The 14296-nt window shown below is 68.9% G+C and carries 18 protein-coding genes; 9 read left to right on the forward strand and 9 right to left on the reverse strand.

Features of this window, described 5'->3' with window-relative positions; translation table 11 throughout:
• Nucleotides 1-9: 9 nt before the first annotated feature.
• Nucleotides 10-669, reverse strand: coding sequence for a phosphatase PAP2 family protein (locus ACIA58_RS37425; protein WP_396408590.1), 660 nt, complete (start codon nt 667-669; stop codon nt 10-12).
• The gene (locus ACIA58_RS37430; RefSeq protein ID WP_396408591.1) at nt 606-1331 is read right to left on the reverse strand and encodes a phosphatase PAP2 family protein; all 726 of its coding nucleotides are present in this window, start codon (nt 1329-1331) and stop codon (nt 606-608) included. Before ACIA58_RS37430 ends, ACIA58_RS37425 begins: the two co-directional genes overlap by 64 nt.
• 68 nt (nt 1332-1399) lie before the next feature.
• Between ACIA58_RS37430 and ACIA58_RS37435 the strand changes: the two genes are divergently transcribed.
• The 4 genes from ACIA58_RS37435 to ACIA58_RS37450 all read left to right on the forward strand — a co-directional run bounded on the left by ACIA58_RS37435 (nt 1400) and on the right by ACIA58_RS37450 (nt 4303).
• A complete protein-coding gene (locus ACIA58_RS37435) occupies nt 1400-2302 on the forward strand; it encodes an NAD-dependent epimerase/dehydratase family protein (RefSeq protein WP_396408592.1) in 903 nt (300 codons plus the stop codon).
• Nucleotides 2299-3018: a DUF2993 domain-containing protein gene (locus ACIA58_RS37440; protein WP_396408593.1), complete on the forward strand. Its 720-nt coding sequence runs from the start codon at nt 2299-2301 to the stop codon at nt 3016-3018. Before ACIA58_RS37435 ends, ACIA58_RS37440 begins: the two co-directional genes overlap by 4 nt.
• 74 nt (nt 3019-3092) lie before the next feature.
• Nucleotides 3093-3794 (forward strand): PadR family transcriptional regulator, encoded by a 702-nt coding sequence (locus ACIA58_RS37445; RefSeq protein WP_396408594.1) that lies wholly within the window; start codon nt 3093-3095, stop codon nt 3792-3794.
• Complete coding sequence (locus ACIA58_RS37450) at nt 3791-4303, forward strand: DUF1707 domain-containing protein (protein WP_396408595.1); 513 nt, start codon at nt 3791-3793, stop codon at nt 4301-4303. The genes ACIA58_RS37445 and ACIA58_RS37450 overlap by 4 nt, the downstream gene beginning before the upstream one ends.
• Here the strand turns inward: ACIA58_RS37450 and ACIA58_RS37455 are convergent.
• Nucleotides 4291-4674: a VOC family protein gene (locus tag ACIA58_RS37455; RefSeq protein WP_396408596.1), complete on the reverse strand. Its 384-nt coding sequence runs from the start codon at nt 4672-4674 to the stop codon at nt 4291-4293. The two genes, ACIA58_RS37450 and ACIA58_RS37455, sit on opposite strands and share 13 nt — an antisense overlap.
• 38 nt (nt 4675-4712) lie before the next feature.
• Here ACIA58_RS37455 and ACIA58_RS37460 point away from each other — a divergent pair, with 38 nt between their 5' ends.
• A complete protein-coding gene (locus ACIA58_RS37460) occupies nt 4713-5072 on the forward strand; it encodes a hypothetical protein (protein ID WP_396408597.1) in 360 nt (119 codons plus the stop codon).
• A 150-nt stretch (nt 5073-5222) separates the two neighbouring features.
• A complete protein-coding gene (locus ACIA58_RS37465; protein ID WP_396408598.1) occupies nt 5223-6044 on the forward strand; it encodes a PhzF family phenazine biosynthesis protein in 822 nt (273 codons plus the stop codon).
• Here ACIA58_RS37465 and ACIA58_RS37470 read toward each other — a convergent pair.
• Together ACIA58_RS37470 and ACIA58_RS37475 are read right to left on the reverse strand one after the other, a co-directional pair.
• Nucleotides 6028-7086: a biotin/lipoate A/B protein ligase family protein gene (locus tag ACIA58_RS37470; RefSeq protein ID WP_396408599.1), complete on the reverse strand. Its 1059-nt coding sequence runs from the start codon at nt 7084-7086 to the stop codon at nt 6028-6030. The genes ACIA58_RS37465 and ACIA58_RS37470 overlap by 17 nt on opposite strands.
• Nucleotides 7086-7382: a DUF1905 domain-containing protein gene (locus ACIA58_RS37475; RefSeq protein WP_396408600.1), complete on the reverse strand. Its 297-nt coding sequence runs from the start codon at nt 7380-7382 to the stop codon at nt 7086-7088. Before ACIA58_RS37475 ends, ACIA58_RS37470 begins: the two co-directional genes overlap by 1 nt.
• Nucleotides 7383-7425: 43 nt before the next feature.
• Between ACIA58_RS37475 and ACIA58_RS37480 the strand changes: the two genes are divergently transcribed.
• Nucleotides 7426-8058, forward strand: a complete 633-nt coding sequence (locus ACIA58_RS37480) for a hemerythrin domain-containing protein (RefSeq protein ID WP_396408601.1) — start codon at nt 7426-7428, stop codon at nt 8056-8058.
• Between the two features lie 181 nt (nt 8059-8239).
• On the opposite strand, the gene ACIA58_RS37485 is transcribed toward ACIA58_RS37480, so the two are convergent.
• Nucleotides 8240-8821, reverse strand: coding sequence for an adenylate kinase (locus ACIA58_RS37485; RefSeq protein ID WP_396408602.1), 582 nt, complete (start codon nt 8819-8821; stop codon nt 8240-8242).
• Nucleotides 8822-9267: 446 nt separating this feature from the next.
• Nucleotides 9268-9645, reverse strand: coding sequence for a YciI family protein (locus ACIA58_RS37490; protein ID WP_396408603.1), 378 nt, complete (start codon nt 9643-9645; stop codon nt 9268-9270).
• A 170-nt stretch (nt 9646-9815) separates the two neighbouring features.
• On the opposite strand from ACIA58_RS37490, the gene ACIA58_RS37495 reads away from it, so the two are divergent.
• The gene (locus ACIA58_RS37495) at nt 9816-10571 is read left to right on the forward strand and encodes an SDR family oxidoreductase (RefSeq protein WP_396408604.1); all 756 of its coding nucleotides are present in this window, start codon (nt 9816-9818) and stop codon (nt 10569-10571) included.
• On the opposite strand, the gene ACIA58_RS37500 is transcribed toward ACIA58_RS37495, so the two are convergent.
• Nucleotides 10535-11407 carry a DUF3800 domain-containing protein gene (locus ACIA58_RS37500; protein WP_396408605.1) on the reverse strand — a complete coding sequence of 291 codons (873 nt, stop codon included), beginning with the start codon at nt 11405-11407 and terminating at the stop codon, nt 10535-10537. The genes ACIA58_RS37495 and ACIA58_RS37500 overlap by 37 nt on opposite strands.
• 193 nt (nt 11408-11600) lie before the next feature.
• Complete coding sequence (locus tag ACIA58_RS37505) at nt 11601-12416, reverse strand: SAM-dependent methyltransferase (protein WP_396408606.1); 816 nt, start codon at nt 12414-12416, stop codon at nt 11601-11603.
• 308 nt (nt 12417-12724) lie between these two features.
• Between ACIA58_RS37505 and ACIA58_RS37510 the strand changes: the two genes are divergently transcribed.
• Nucleotides 12725-14164, forward strand: coding sequence for a polysaccharide lyase 6 family protein (locus ACIA58_RS37510; protein WP_396408607.1), 1440 nt, complete (start codon nt 12725-12727; stop codon nt 14162-14164).
• The last annotated feature ends 132 nt before the right edge of the window (nt 14165-14296 follow it).

Here is a 14296-nt window from a genome sequence, read left to right on the forward strand (position 1 = left end):
CGCGTGGCGTTAGCGGCGTGAGGTGCAGGTGCGGTACCAGCCGTAGGCGAGTAGGGCGCAGATCGCGCCGTTGAGCGCGCCTGCGCCGACGTCCGTGACATGGTGCATGCCGCGGTACAGCCGCGAGAACGCCACCAGCAACGGCATCGCCAGGCAGAGGACCACCGTCGTCCAGCGCAGCCAGGGGCGTTCGATGCCCAGCGCGAGCAGGGCGAACGCGAAGTACAAGCCGGTCGACGCACCGACGTGTCCGCTCGGGTAACTCGCGGTCGGGGGGGACGGGTCGAGCCTTTCCACCTGCGGGCGGTCGCGGTCGACGACTTTGGCCGAGATCAGGAAGATCAGCCCCTGCATGGCGATCGCCACCGGTGCGACGAGCGCGAGGTGCAGGTCCCGGGACCGCCACAACAACAGCGACGACACGACGATGCACACCGCGATCACACCCGCGGTGTTGCCGATCTGCGACCACACCGCGGTGATCGTGTTCCAGGTTCCGGTGCGATCGCCGGCGAGATCTCTGTTGACCGCCTCCTCGGCGTGGGAGATCCCGTCGAGTGGTCCCTTCAGCGCCAGCCCGATGCCGATGATGACTCCACCGAGGGCTACGCCGGGTGCGACGGTCCTGGTGAGGAGATCGACGCCGTCTTTCCGATGAACCCGATCCATGAAGCGAACATAATGCCTAGACCGAGAATGTGCCCGGCGAGAATGTCGGACGGGAAGTGTGCACCGATGAAAAGCCGGTCCAGACCGACGAGCACAGGCACCACGATCGCGAGGACGACGGCGATGCGGCGTTGGGTCGCGGACAGCAGCGGCCAGAGCAGGAAGACCAGGACGGCGGCCGCCAAGGTGATGTTCAGCGTATGGCCGGAGGGGAACGAGTAGCCCTGGGCGTGCGGCACCGGACCGTCGACGACCGGCCGTGCGCGCTGCGTGATGGGTTTGGAGATGCCGCCGATCCCCCAGCCGACCATCATCGTGACGAACGCCCACAACGCCCGCCCCTTCAGCTTCTTGGACGTCCAGACCCAGACCGCCACCGCGGTCGCCACGATGTACACGAAGATCGGCTGGCTGACGAGCTGGATCACGGTCAGCGCCGGCACCAGCCCGTGACGAACGCTGAACCCGGTGGCCGCCCGGCTGGCCGCGTTATCGGCGCTGATCAACGGCTCGAACTGCTGTCGCACCGCCAGCCCCAGCAGTACTACGGGCAGCGCGAACACCAGCATCGCCAGGACCCCACGGAACAACCGCCAGCTCCGCGTCCGGACGACCGCCGTCGCACCCGCCCGCCGCGTCGCCATGGCCAACCTGTACCCCATCGGGCACAGAATCACAGCGAACTCGGTGATCGGTACTGTGAAGGCCGGCCGGATGGGAAGGGAATCGCGTGCAGGTTGTTGTCGGTGCGGGTGCGGTCGGGAGCGTGGTGGCCCGGCGACTGGTCGAGCAGGGGGAACGGGTTCGGGTGATCACCCGGTCCGGGGGTGGGCCGGACGGCGCTGAGCGGATCGCTGCCGATGCCGGCACGGAGCTGGCGAAGTACGTCGAGGGTGCGACGGCGATCTACTCGTGCGCGGGACCGGCGTACAGCAAATGGACTTCACAGTGGCCTCCGCTCGGCGCGGCGTTGATCGCAGCGGCGGAAGCCTCGGGTGCGGTGCTCGTCACGACCGGGAACCTGTACGGGTACGGCGCCGTTGACGGGGTGATGACCGAGGAACTGCCGCTGCTGCCCAACACCGTGAAGGGGCAGGTGCGGGCGCGACTGTGGGCCGACGCGCTGGAAGCACATCAGGCGGGTCGGATCCGTACGGCGGAGGTGCGCGGGTCGGACTACCTCGGCGCGGGCGCGGTGTCGCCGTTCAGCGTGACGGTGTTGCCGAAAGTGATCGCCGGTAAGCGCGGGATGATGCCGGGCGACCTGGACGCGCCGCACAGCTGGACGTACGTCGGCGACGTCGCGCGGACCCTGATCGCTGTCGCCGGCGACGAGAGCGCGTGGGGACGCGCCTGGCACGTGCCGACTCCGGAGCCGGTGCCGGTCCGCCGACTCGCCGAGCGCGCCGCCGTACTGGCAGGCGCACCGCAGGCAAAGATGGCCGCGATGCCGGGCTGGATATTGAAGCTGGCCGGGTTGGTGGATCCCTCCGCGCGGGAGATGGTGGAGATGCAGTACCAGTGGCAGCGTCCGTTCGTGCTCGACTCCACCGCCGCAACTGTTGCCTTCGGCATCAAACCGACGGCGACCGACGACGCACTCACCGAAATGATCGGGAAGGGCAAGCAATGAGCTCCAAGAGGCCAGGCCGCGGGTTCCGCCGCCTCGTTGTCACGCTGGTCGTGCTGGCGGTGCTGGCGGTCGTCGCGGACCGGATCGCCGCGGTGGTCGCGCAGAACCAGCTCGCCTCGATGGCCACCAAGGAGGCCGCGAAGTACGACGTGCGCTCGGCGGACACCACGGTGAAGATCGGCGGGTTCGGGTTCTTCCCGCAGCTGTTCAAGGAGGACTTCTCCAAGGTCACACTGACGATGGGGCAGCCGAAGCTGTCCAAGATCCCGGGTGAGAAGCTCACGGTCGACATGCACAGCGTGCATGTGCCGCGCTCACTGCTGACACAGCAGTCCGGTGCGGTGACCATCGACTCGACCGACCTGCGACTGCAGTTCGCGCCGCGCGAGCTGAGCCGGCTCGCCGTCGCGGCCACCGGGCTGCGAGGGCTGAGTGTGGTCGTGGTCGACGGCCAGCTGCACGCCAAGCTGACGCTGGGCGGATCCAGCGCCGACGTGCCGATCACTCCGCAGATCAGCAACGGCCGCCTGGCGCTGACCGTCGACCAGTTACCGGACGGCATCCCGGCCGCCCTCCGGACCGCGCTGCAGAACCGCCTGTCCGACGGCATCGAGATCCCGAAGCTCCCGTTCGGCGCCCAGGTCACCGGGGTCAACGTCCAGGACAACTCCGTCATCCTGACCGCTGCCGTCCAGGACCTGAAGTTCAATTCCTGACTCCCTTGGGTTGCGATGGTTCGCGATATATCGTCGAACTATCGCAATCACTTTCGTAGGGACGGGTGGTCGAGATGACCGGATCGGCGTACGCCGCGGGCTGGCCTTGGCAGCAGTTCGCGCGGCATTGTTCGAACTTCGACGACATCCTGGACGAGCTGCGCGCGGCGATGACCGGCCGGCGCGGGCCCCGGGGACACCAGCAGCACCAGCACTTCGGGCCGCCGTGGGCGATGTTCGGCGGCGGCCAGGCGTTCGGCCCGCCGTGGGGTCCGCCGCCGCGGTGGCGTGGGCCGAAGGCACGGCGCGGTGACGTGCGCGCGGCGATCCTCGCCGTGCTCGCCGAGCAGCCGATGAACGGCTACCAGATCATCCAGGAGATCGCCGAGCGCAGCGGTGGGGTGTGGAAGCCCAGCCCCGGGTCGATCTACCCGACGCTGCAGCAGCTCGAGGACGAGGGGCTGGTGGCGGCTGACGCAGAGGTCGGCCGGCGGACGTTCCAGCTCACCGACGAGGGTCGGGCGTACGTCGCCGAGCACCAGGACGAGGTGTCCGCGCCGTGGGAGGCGATGAGCGCTCCCGGCAGCGAGGACGAGAACGGATTCAAGCCCGTGCTCGGGCAGGTGGCGACGGCGATGTGGCAGATCATGGCCAGCGGTACGCCGGACCAGCAGGCGAAGGCCCGCGAGGCGGTCGGCGACCTGCGCCGCAGGCTGTACGGCATCCTCGCCGAGGACGACGACAACCCGGAGAACAACGAGCAGGACCGGGCATGACCTCGCCGGATCGGGGCCGCCGTCGCGGTTGGGACGGCGATTGGCGTGGACCGAGGTTGGTCGCCGACTGGCGCGAGACCGGCTGGGACGAGCAGCGCGACGCTCGCCGGCAGAGCGACGTACCGAGGAAGCGGGTGCGGATCGGCGACGCGGAGCGGGACCAGGCTGTTTCGTTGCTCAGCGAGCACTTCGTCGCCGGGCGGTTGACGCAGGCCGAGTTCGAGGAGCGCAGCGAGCAGGCGACCCGATCGCGGTACAGCGATGACCTCGAGCCGCTGTTCGACGACCTGCCGACCTCGATGGAGCTGCAGGTCGCGCAAGGCGGTCCGAGCGGCGTCCGGCGGAGGCCAGGTCCACCGCCGCCGTTCATGATGCTGATGCCGTTCCTGATGATCGGCCTGGTGATCAGCTCGATCGCCCTGACCGCGCCTTGGTTGCTGTGGGGCGTGTTCTGGATCGTCCTGATGAGCGGCATGTCCCGCCGCCGCTGGCAGAACTACCGCCGCTGACGGGCCCGCGGGATCTCCTCCGCGAACTCCACGACGAACCCGTCCGGGTCGGCAACATGGACCGTCCGATGTCCCCACGGACGGTCCGCCGGCCCGCTCAGCAGCGGTACGCCGGCCGCGACCAGCCGCTCGGCGTACGCGTCCACGCCGTCGACCATCACCACCACTTCCCCGCCCGCGCCCGGCGTCACTGCACGCCCCGTCAGCCACTCGGCGCGGCGCCGTTCGTACAACGCGAACCGCACTCCGCCCGCGTCGAACTCCGCGTACCCCGCATCGGTGAACTTGTACGCGAGCCTCACCATGTCCCGGTAGAACGCCACCGACCGTTCCAGATCCGCGACGTACAAGATGACGTACCCGATCTGCATACCCGTAATTGTCGGCGCTGGTCCGTAGGGTCGCGGGCATGTACGACGGAGTGTTGATCCTGGAGAGCCTCACGGTCGGGACCGAGCTGGAGCGGCTCCAGCTGACGGTGCGGAAGATCAGCCGGCCCGCCGTCGGCAATGCTTCAGCCGACCAACCGCCGGTGTGGTCTCTGCTGGAGTTCGAGGTGGAGCGTGGGGAAGAGTTGGCCGAGATGTTGTCGCGGGTGCTCGACAGTCCCGGTTGGTACGCCGACTTCCATGACGACCGGGAGATCTTCGTGGTGTTCCCGGGGCGCGTGTTCCGGTACCCGCGGGGAGACGACCAGGCTCGCGAGGAGGCAAAGGAATTCGGCCGCGGCCTGGCGATCCCGGAGCCTCAACTGGACTGGACGCGGTAGTTCTGGAGGACGAGGCGTGGACCAGATGGTGGGGTCCCAACCCGCCGTGCCACCATGACGTCTTCGTGCCTACGCACCACCTGCGTCCAGACCTGTCGAGGGCGGCACGATCACCTCACCTCGGGCAACTCATGTGGAGGTCATTCGACGATGACGACAGTACTTCGCTACGCGGCGTTCACATCCGATCCGGCGGGTGGGAATCCGGCCGGGGTGGTGCTCGACGCCAGCGGGCTTGACGACGTTGCGATGCAGGCGATTGCGACTGAGGTTGGCTACTCCGAGACGGCGTTCGTCACCGATGGAGCGGATGTGCTTCCGGTGCGGTACTTCTCGCCCAAGGCCGAGGTGCCGTTCTGTGGACATGCGACGGTTGCGACTGCGGTCGCCCTCGCCGAGCGGAGTGGTCCGGGTGAGTTCGTCTTCTCGACGCAGGCCGGATTGGTCCCGGTCACCGTTGACGACGGACTGCGCGCGACCCTCACCAGCGTCGAGCCGTCAGTCGAGCCTGCTGGGGACCTGACAGATGTCCTCGACATCCTGCGGTGGGAGGCGACCGACCTCGACCCGGATCTGCCGGCGCGGATCGCTTACGCCGGCGCACGGCATCTCGTCCTGAGTGCGGCGACCCGGCAACGACTCGCCGAGCTGGACTACGACTTCGATCGCCTGCTCGCGTACATGCTCGAGCGCGACCTCACCACCCTGCAGCTCGTCTGGCGGGAGTCCCCGACCACGTTCCACGTGCGGGATCCGTTCCCCGTCGGCGGTGTCGTCGAGGATCCCGCGACGGGCGCGGCGGCGGCCGCGTTCGGCGCCTACCTGCGGGAGTTCGGGCTCGGACAGCCCACGATCACGCTGCACCAGGGTGACGACCTGGGTCGGCCCAGCCTGATCACCGTCGAGTTGAGGGCCGACGACAACCGCGTGCGGGTCTGCGGGAACGCCGTACCGATCACGGCACCCGCGTGAGCCACTCCTCCGTGCCGAACTTGGCCGCGACCCGTTCCTGAGCGAGCTCGACGGTCGCGGCGTCGATCGCGCCCGCAGCCAGGCCGTAGCGGTTCCGGAACGTGCCCACCATCCGCTCGATCACGTCAGCACGGTCGAGACCGGTCTGGCTGCGCAGCGGGTCGACGCGCTTGTTGGCGCTCGTCGTCCCCTTGTCGGACAGCTTCTCCCGGCCGATCCGCAGTACCTCGAGCATCTTGCCGGCGTCCATGTCGTACGCCATCGTCACGTGGTGCAGGACCGCGCCGCCCGCGAACCGCTTCTGCGCAGCGCCGGCGATCTTGCCCGCCGGCGAGGTGATGTCGTTGATCGGCTGGTACGTCGCCGCGATGCCGAGATCGTTGAGCGCACCAATGACCCAGTCGTCGAGGAACGCGTACGACTCGATGAACGACAGGCCGGAGACGAGCGACTCCGGCACGTACAGCGAGTACGTGATCGTGTTGCCCGGCTCGACGAACATCGCGCCGCCGCCGCTGATCCGCCGTACCACGGTCACGTCGTGCCGCGCGGCGCCGTCCAGGTCGACCTCGTTGCGCAGGGACTGGAAGCTGCCGATGATCACCGCGTTGGAGGCCCACTCCCAGACCCGCAGCGTCGGTGGTCGCTCACCCGATCCGACCTGCTCGGTCAGTACTTCGTCGAGCGCCATCTGCAACGCGGGCTCCCGCGGTACGTCGTGCACGAACTGCCACGCGTGGTCCCGCCAACCGGTTGCCCCGGTCAACGCACGTCGTACGGCAACCGCGACCGCCTCCGGGGAGAACCCGAGCATCTCGACCCCGTCGCCGAGCACGCCGCGCACCCGCGCCGCGATCTGGGCCGCAGGCAACGCAATCGGCAAGCCGGCCAAGGCGCCGTTGATCCGCTCCAACGCATCGTCCGGCTCGAGAAAGAAGTCGCCGGAGATCTGTGCGGTCTTCACATGCTCGTCCACCACCTCGAGATCCGCGACCACGAGCTTCCCGCCCGGCACCTTGTACTCCCCATGCATAGTCAGCATCAACCGGTCACGGACGAGGGTTGTTCCCGCTCCAGAACGAGCCGGACCTCGTCACCGACCGCGGCGCCCGCCGCCTTCAGCGCTGCCTTGCTGACCCCGACGCAGAATCCGCCGCCGGCGACGAGCATCGCGCTCCCCGAGAAGTCGGCGCCGTTGAGGGTTCCGGCCACCCGTCGCTGCTTGCGGCCACCTAGTTGCTCGACGCAATCAGCCGGTACGTCGACCACCGCGAGACCACCAGGTTTCGCAGGGTCCCAGCGCCGGACCGCGCCGGTGAACTCAACTGTCTTACTCATCCGAACAGTCCCCTTCCAGCTCTGATCAGCCTAGACTCCGGTCATGGGGGAAATGAGCATGAACAAGGCGATCCATGCCGCCGTACGGCGGGATCTTGATCGCTTCCTGGACGCGTTGGGGCGGTTCCCGGACGGGGACCGCGCGCGGGCCGAGCAGTTGGCGGCGGCCTGGCAGAACTTCGACGAGCAGCTGACCCGGCACCACGAGGGCGAGCACGACACCGCGTGGCCGGCGCTGGAGAAGGTCGGCGTGAGCCGGGACTTGCTGACCCAACTGGACGCCGAGCACGACACGATGGCGAGTGCGCTGGCCAAGGCCCGGACGGCAATGGGCAAGCTGGAGAAGTCCGCGAGCGCGGCCGACGCGACACTCGCCCACGCCGCGATGCTGGAGCTGCAGCGGGTCACGGTCGTGCACCTCGACCACGAGGAGGCGGAGATCGAGCCCGTCTACCTCGCGAAGAAGGACACTCCCGAGATGAAGGCGATGGGCCGAGAGTTCGCCAAGGTCGGCCCGGTCCAGGGCGGCACCTTCTTCGCGTGGGCTCTCGACGGCGCCACCCCCGAGGAGACCGATGCCATCGCCCACACGGTCCCCAAACCAGTCCTCACGGTAATAACAGGCCTCTTCGGCCGCACCTACCGCAAATCAGTAGCCCCGGCCTGGCGCTCCTGACCGGCCCCACGCCGTACTTCTCCACCACGAACCGCCGGAACAACCGGACGGCGCCTCGGCGGCGCACTCGGCACCCAGCTCAGCGCGCTCGCCCTGGTCGGTGGGCCAGGTGGTTGCCTTTGTCATCTTTGTCGCGGGCGGGTGATCGCGGGCGGACTGGCCGCAACCATCCGGGAGCGGTTTACGCGGCCGGCTTGAGTTGTACGGCGACCTGCCAGACGCGGGCGCGCACGGTGTCGATGTCGTCGGACGCGTCGACCTCGTGGTGGATGCCCCGCCTGGCGTAGAAGTGCATCAGCGGAGCGGTCTGGTCGTGGTAGACCTCGAAGCGGCGGCGGATGACGGCTTCGGTGTCGTCGGAGCGGTGCTCGATCTCGGCGCGGCGGAGCAGGCGGTGGACCAACGATTCGATCGCGACCTGCAGCACCAGGGCCGCATCGAGCTCACGCCCTTGCTGGTCGAGGATGTCGTCCAGCACGCCGGCCTGGTCGAGCGTGCGCGGGTACCCGTCCAGGACGAAGCCCGGCCGGGCGTCGACCTGCGCGAGCCGGTCGCGCACCATCTCGTTGGTGACCTCGTCGGGCACGTACTCACCCGCGTCGAGGTAGCGCTTGGCCGTCCGCCCGAGCTCGGTGTCGTCCGCGATGTTGCGGCGGAACAGATCGCCGGTGGAGATGACGGGCACACCGAGATGCTCGGCCAGGTGACCGGCGTGGGTTCCCTTGCCCGCCCCCGGCGGCCCCATCAGCAAGACAGTGGTCACGGCACCCTCCTGGCCCTCGGTAAGTCCCATAGAATATTGGACCTTCTCCAACTGCGGTACGGCGTACGTCACTCGGAATCCCCGGATTACGTCACACCGCGCGTTACTGTCCGGAATCGCTACTTCTCGAGCAAATCCCACGTCGACAGTCAGAACGGATGCCCGGCCGCGGCGGCGAGGTCCTCGACGTAGAAGTCGAGGTGGAACTGGATCGGCACCGTGGGATCCGGCCGCGTCGGCGCAGATACGCAGGGTCGGTCTGGAAGTCGATCCGGCCGCCCGGCCCGTCGACGGTCACCCAGACCGGGTCCGTGTACACCACCTGCCCGCCGGTGATGCGGGGCGTAGAAACGGCCGAGGGCCGCCGCGTCCGGGCAGTTGATCGTCGGCGAGCTCAGCCGGATCCCGGTGCCGTCCAGGTCAGAACTCCGTCCCAGAATTCCGGCTCAGAATTCCATCTCGGGGCGGAGCTCGATCACGTCGCCCGGCCCGGCGAACTTGGCCGCCAGCTCCTCGGCCCGCTCCCGCGTCGCGCAGTCCAGGACGAAGAAGCCGGCCAACTGCTCCTTCGACTCGGCGTACGGACCGTCGGTGCTCACCGGTCGTTTGCCCTCCCAACGGAATGTGCGGGTCGTCGACGGCGCGTCCAGCGCGAGCCCGCTGACCAGTTCACCCGACGCCGACAGCTCGGCCAGCATCGCGTCGAACTCCTTGCCCATCGCCTCCCGCTCGGCCGCCGGGATCGCCCGGCCCACCTCGGTGAAGTCGATCGTCGGGTGGCCCCACGGCTGCGGGTTGGAGTGGATCAGAACCACGTACTTCATCGTGACCTCCAGTCTGAGCCGGTACGCCGTACTGCGCCCCGGCACCGATGACGTCGGAGGCCGTGCGCGGCCCTCGACATTTCTCCTGGATGTATTCCAGCTCACATCCCGTCACACTCCCCCCGCCGGGATCCGTCAGCAGGACATCCACGCGAAGAGAGGAACACATCATGAGCACGATTCTGGTGACGGGTGGGACCGGAACGATCGGCCGGCACGCTGTACCGCTGCTGCAGGCGGCCGGCTGCAAGGTCCGGGTCCTCAGCCGGCACGCCCACGACCGCGGCGACGGTGTCGAGTACCTGGCCGTCGATCTCCTGAAGGGCGACGGACTGGACCAGGCGGTGGCCGGAGTGGACGTCATCCTGCACCTGGCCGGTGGACCGAAGGGCGACGACATCGGCACCCGCAACCTGGTCAAGGCAGCCGAGCAGGCCGGCGTCGGACACCTGGTGCACATCTCGGTGACCGCGGTCGACCAACTGCCGCTGACGTACTTCAAGGCGAAGCTCGGCGCTGAGCAGGCTGTTCTCCAGTCGTCCGTGCCCTCGTCGGTACTGCGGGTGGCCCAGCTGCACGACTTCGCCTGGAACACCGTGCGCGCGATGGCGAAGCTGCCGGTACTGCTGGCGCCCGGCGGGATCCGGTTCCAGCCGGTCGACGGGCGGGACGTCGCCGAGCGACTCGTCGAGCTCGCACTCGGTGAGCCGCAGGGCCTCGTCCCGGACCTGGTCGGCCCGAAGGTTTACAGCCTGTCGGAGCTCGCCCACGACTACCTGCGGGCCACGGGCAAGCACCGCCCGTCGCTCCCGATCCGCGTGCCCGGTAAGGCCGGCAAGGTGTACCGGGCAGGCGCCAACCTGACCCTGACCGGCGCCGACCGGGGCACTCACACCTGGGAAGACTTCGTCGCCGCGCAGGTGTAGGGCTCCAGGAGTTCCTCCAGGTCCGGCGTACGGCGGCGCGCGATCCCGGCCAGGAAGTCCGCGACCTGCACGCGCGGATCGTGCTTGGAGTCGACCTGCGTGAACGACCGCAACGGCGCCGGCTCGAACCGCTCGGCCAGGAACGCTCCGAGCCTGGCAACCCGGCCCCGGGTCAGCGCACTCTGCTCGTCGTGCACGACGGCGACCGATCGCCGGCCGGCGCTCCAGTACAAGACTGTCTCGGCGAGCGCCGGCACCAGCGGCTCGAGCGGCGGCGGGATCTCCGGATCCTCGTCGATCAGCCGCTGCATCACCTCCTCGACCCGGGCCCGGGTCACCCCGCCCAGCGCAGGTACGTCGGCCGGCATCGTCGCGAAGAACCTGTCCACGGCGTCGTGATCCATCAGCCGCACCCGCTTGGTCCGGGCCAGGTCCACGAACGCCGACAGGAACCCGGTCTGATGCCGCAACGCCGCCACGGCCTCGGAATGGTCCGCCCCGAGGCTGGTCCCCGCGCCGTACGACGGCTCCTCGGTGAACAGCTCCACCACCCGCGCCGCGACGTACGAGGTCTTGTCGATGACGTGGACGTGCGCATGGCCGCGCAAGGTCGTGAGCAGCCACTCCAGGGCAGGCCGCTGCTCGGGCCGCAGCAGCTGATTGGACTTGTACTCCGTCCGCTGGCGCAGGCGTTTGCGCAGTACGTCGACGATCGCGGAGGCCGCGGGTAGGTCGAGGTCGATGCTGGCGTGGGTGATCACGGGCGAGGCGGGGTCGAGCAGGTTGGTTCCGGAGAACCCCGACTCGTCACACGCGACCTCGAACTGGGTATTCATACGAAAGCTCCAAGGCTGAAGGACTGCACGCTACGGAGCCCGTCCGCGGGACGGGCGTGATCAGGTCGCGCGCCAGGAGTCATCGGGCGCGATGCGATCAGTGAGCGGCAGCAGCCTTGGCAGACATGCGACCCATCATCGTCCGGCCGAAAGCCTGACACCAGCGAATTCTCAGTGTCCCGCTCACGGGACGCTACGGCTTGCGGCCGAGCGCGACCAGGAGGAGCTGCCCGGCGCCGGTCGAGCTGAGGATCTGTGCGTCGTCCGACCACCACGACGTCAGGTCGACCAGCCCGGGCGCGACCAACTCGAGCCCGCCGACGAGCTCCTCGGTCTCGGCCCGCGTGCGGAACCCGATCTGCGGGAACGCGTCCTGCAGCTTCTCCTCGATGGCGGTCGAGAACTCGGCCAGCCTGCCGCCGTCGCGGGGGTTCAGCGGCTGGGTGAGCGCCAAGTAGGAGCCGGACGGCACGGCGGCCAGGTAGTCCGCGATGACTTGGACCGCCTTCGGACTCGGGACGTTGTGCAGCACCAGGCCGAGCAGGATCCCGACCGGCCGGGTCAGGTCGAGCCCCGCGGTCACATCCGGGTGGTTGAGCACGGCGGCCGGTTCGGTCAGGTCGACGCCGGCGAAGAAGCTGCGCTGGTCATCGGCCAGCAGGGCCTGGCCGTGCGAGATCGCGGTCAGGTCGTGGTCGACGTACACGACCTTCGCGGCCGCGTTGGCCTGCTGGGCGATCTCGTGCGTGTTCAACGCGGTGGGCAGGCCGGCGCCGAGGTCGAGGAACTGGTCGATCTCGCCCTCGGTCGTCATCCGGCCGATCGCCTCGGCCAGCCAGCGCCGGTTCTGCTTGGTCAGCTCGGGCAACTCCGGCGCGATCTTGAGCAGTTCCTGGACGAGGCGCCGGTCGACCTCGAAGTTGTTCTTGCCGCCGAGCAGCAGGTCGTACACCCGCGCCTGGGAGGCCCGGTCGAGGTCGATCAGGTCCAGCTGCCCGTAGTCCGGCATGGCCTGCCCCACCTCCGCGCCGTCATCCGAAAACCGGGATTGCCGGAAGGCTATCCAGCAAACCGGCCGCGCGCCGCACCGGGGCTGTGTCTCGACACCTACGGCCCCGTCCCCGCGACACCTGCGGCCCTGTCGTCGCGACACCTGCGGCCCCGTGGTCGCGACACCTGCGGCCCGCCGTCGTGGAACCTCCGGCGCCGGCGTCCCGCCCCGCGGGAGATCCGCCGGACTCGCGCGGTAAGCGCTTGCCAGCTCATCGCCTGGCGCTCCACACTGAGCGCCTACCGCCCCACCTCCCAGGAGGAACCATGCGCAACCTGCACCGTCGTACGTTCCTGATCGGCAGCCTCGGTCTCACCGCGACAGCTGTCGCCAGACCCGCGAGCGGCACGACCGCCAGAGCCCGAGCCGTCCGGGCCCGCACCTTGGACGAGCTGCGCAAGGCCATCGCCGTCGCCAAGCCCGGCGCCGACATCGTGCTGGCCAACGGCACGTACGACGTACCCGGCGACCAGACCATCTCGGTCAGCGGCAAGCACGGGACGGCGGCCGCGCCGATCACGGTCCGCGCGGAGTCGGTCGGCGGCGTGACGCTCACCGGCACCAACGGGTTCGTCCTCGCGGACTCGTCGTACGTCGTCATCGACGGGTTCAAGCTCCGGCAGCAGACCACGTTCGAGGTGCCGACGACGTGTCAGCATGTCCGGATCAGCCGGAACGACATCCAGCTCGGCGACATCGAAGGGCTGCACTGGGTGATGGTTCGCGGCGACGCGACGGCGGTCGAGCGCAATCACTTCCACGGGAAGTCGAAGCTCGGCGTCTTCCTCGGTGTCGAGGGTCCCGGCTCGGACGGGATGGCCCGCGGCGTGCACATCGTCCGGAACTACTTCTCCGACCACACCTACGCCGGGGACAACGGCGGCGAACCGATCCGGCTCGGGCTGAGCGGCCGGTCGCTCAGCGACGCCGGCGCGATCGTCGAGGAGAACCTGTTCGAGCGCTGCAACGGCGATCCGGAGGCGATCTCGGTCAAGTCGACCGGCAACACCATCCGGCACAACACGATCCGCGACAGTCTCGGCGGGATCGTGCTCCGGCACGGCAACCGCTCCCGCGTCGACGCCAACTTCATCCTTGCCGGTAGCAACGGAATCCGGATCTACGGCAACGACCACCTGATCGTGAACAACTACGCCGAGCAGATCGCCGCCTCCGGCATCGTGCTGGGCAGTGGCAGTGTCCGCGACCACAAGCCCGAGGACTCCCCGGAGAGCCGCCGCGGCAACGACGCGCCTGACCGTGTGACAATCGCACTGAACACCGTTCAATCCTGTGGAACAGCGATCAGTGGCGAGTCACAGCGTCCATTGCCGCCGCTCGGCTGCTCGATCACCGACAACCTGCTGGTCGGCGACGCCGGCAAGCAGCTGGTCTCCATGCCGTACCTGGACGGGATCGCGTTCGCGGGCAACCTCTGCTGGGGTGCCGCGACCGACGGCACCATCCCCGCGGGCGGATCCACGCGGAAGGACCCGAAGCTCGCGACCGGCGCGGACGGCGTACGTCGCCTCACCGCCGGCAGCCCGGCGATCAACGCGGCCAGCAAGACGTACCCGACAGTCACCCGCGACCTCGACGACCACCCGCGCACCGGCACGGCGGACGTCGGCGCCGACGAGTACAGCAAGGCCACGCCACACAACCGCCCGCTGAAGCCCACGGACGTGGGCCCGCAGGCTGGATGAGTCGCGGATCCCCAGGCCATCACAGTCCACGCCCGACGCGGCGTCCACGCCGGCCGATGTCCGCCGGCGGCAATTGTGATGGCCTGGCGATCCGCACGATGAGTTTTCCTGCCCTCGCTCGTCTCAACGGAC

The organism is Kribbella sp. NPDC051586 (genome assembly GCF_044453965.1).
In the GTDB taxonomy this organism is placed as follows: domain Bacteria; phylum Actinomycetota; class Actinomycetes; order Propionibacteriales; family Kribbellaceae; genus Kribbella.

Coding starts and splice junctions, on each gene's coding strand:
- ACIA58_RS37425 (WP_396408590.1), bottom strand. CDS start 669: ATGGATCGGGTTCATCGGAAAGACGGCGTCGATCTCCTCACCAGGACC.
- ACIA58_RS37430 (WP_396408591.1), bottom strand. CDS start 1,331: ATGGGGTACAGGTTGGCCATGGCGACGCGGCGGGCGGGTGCGACGGCG.
- ACIA58_RS37440 (WP_396408593.1), top strand. CDS start 2,299: ATGAGCTCCAAGAGGCCAGGCCGCGGGTTCCGCCGCCTCGTTGTCACG.
- ACIA58_RS37445 (WP_396408594.1), top strand. CDS start 3,093: ATGACCGGATCGGCGTACGCCGCGGGCTGGCCTTGGCAGCAGTTCGCG.
- ACIA58_RS37450 (WP_396408595.1), top strand. CDS start 3,791: ATGACCTCGCCGGATCGGGGCCGCCGTCGCGGTTGGGACGGCGATTGG.
- ACIA58_RS37455 (WP_396408596.1), bottom strand. CDS start 4,674: ATGCAGATCGGGTACGTCATCTTGTACGTCGCGGATCTGGAACGGTCG.
- ACIA58_RS37460 (WP_396408597.1), top strand. CDS start 4,713: ATGTACGACGGAGTGTTGATCCTGGAGAGCCTCACGGTCGGGACCGAG.
- ACIA58_RS37465 (WP_396408598.1), top strand. CDS start 5,223: ATGACGACAGTACTTCGCTACGCGGCGTTCACATCCGATCCGGCGGGT.
- ACIA58_RS37470 (WP_396408599.1), bottom strand. CDS start 7,086: ATGCTGACTATGCATGGGGAGTACAAGGTGCCGGGCGGGAAGCTCGTG.
- ACIA58_RS37475 (WP_396408600.1), bottom strand. CDS start 7,382: ATGAGTAAGACAGTTGAGTTCACCGGCGCGGTCCGGCGCTGGGACCCT.
- ACIA58_RS37480 (WP_396408601.1), top strand. CDS start 7,426: ATGGGGGAAATGAGCATGAACAAGGCGATCCATGCCGCCGTACGGCGG.
- ACIA58_RS37490 (WP_396408603.1), bottom strand. CDS start 9,645: ATGAAGTACGTGGTTCTGATCCACTCCAACCCGCAGCCGTGGGGCCAC.
- ACIA58_RS37495 (WP_396408604.1), top strand. CDS start 9,816: ATGAGCACGATTCTGGTGACGGGTGGGACCGGAACGATCGGCCGGCAC.
- ACIA58_RS37500 (WP_396408605.1), bottom strand. CDS start 11,407: ATGAATACCCAGTTCGAGGTCGCGTGTGACGAGTCGGGGTTCTCCGGA.
- ACIA58_RS37505 (WP_396408606.1), bottom strand. CDS start 12,416: ATGCCGGACTACGGGCAGCTGGACCTGATCGACCTCGACCGGGCCTCC.
- ACIA58_RS37510 (WP_396408607.1), top strand. CDS start 12,725: ATGCGCAACCTGCACCGTCGTACGTTCCTGATCGGCAGCCTCGGTCTC.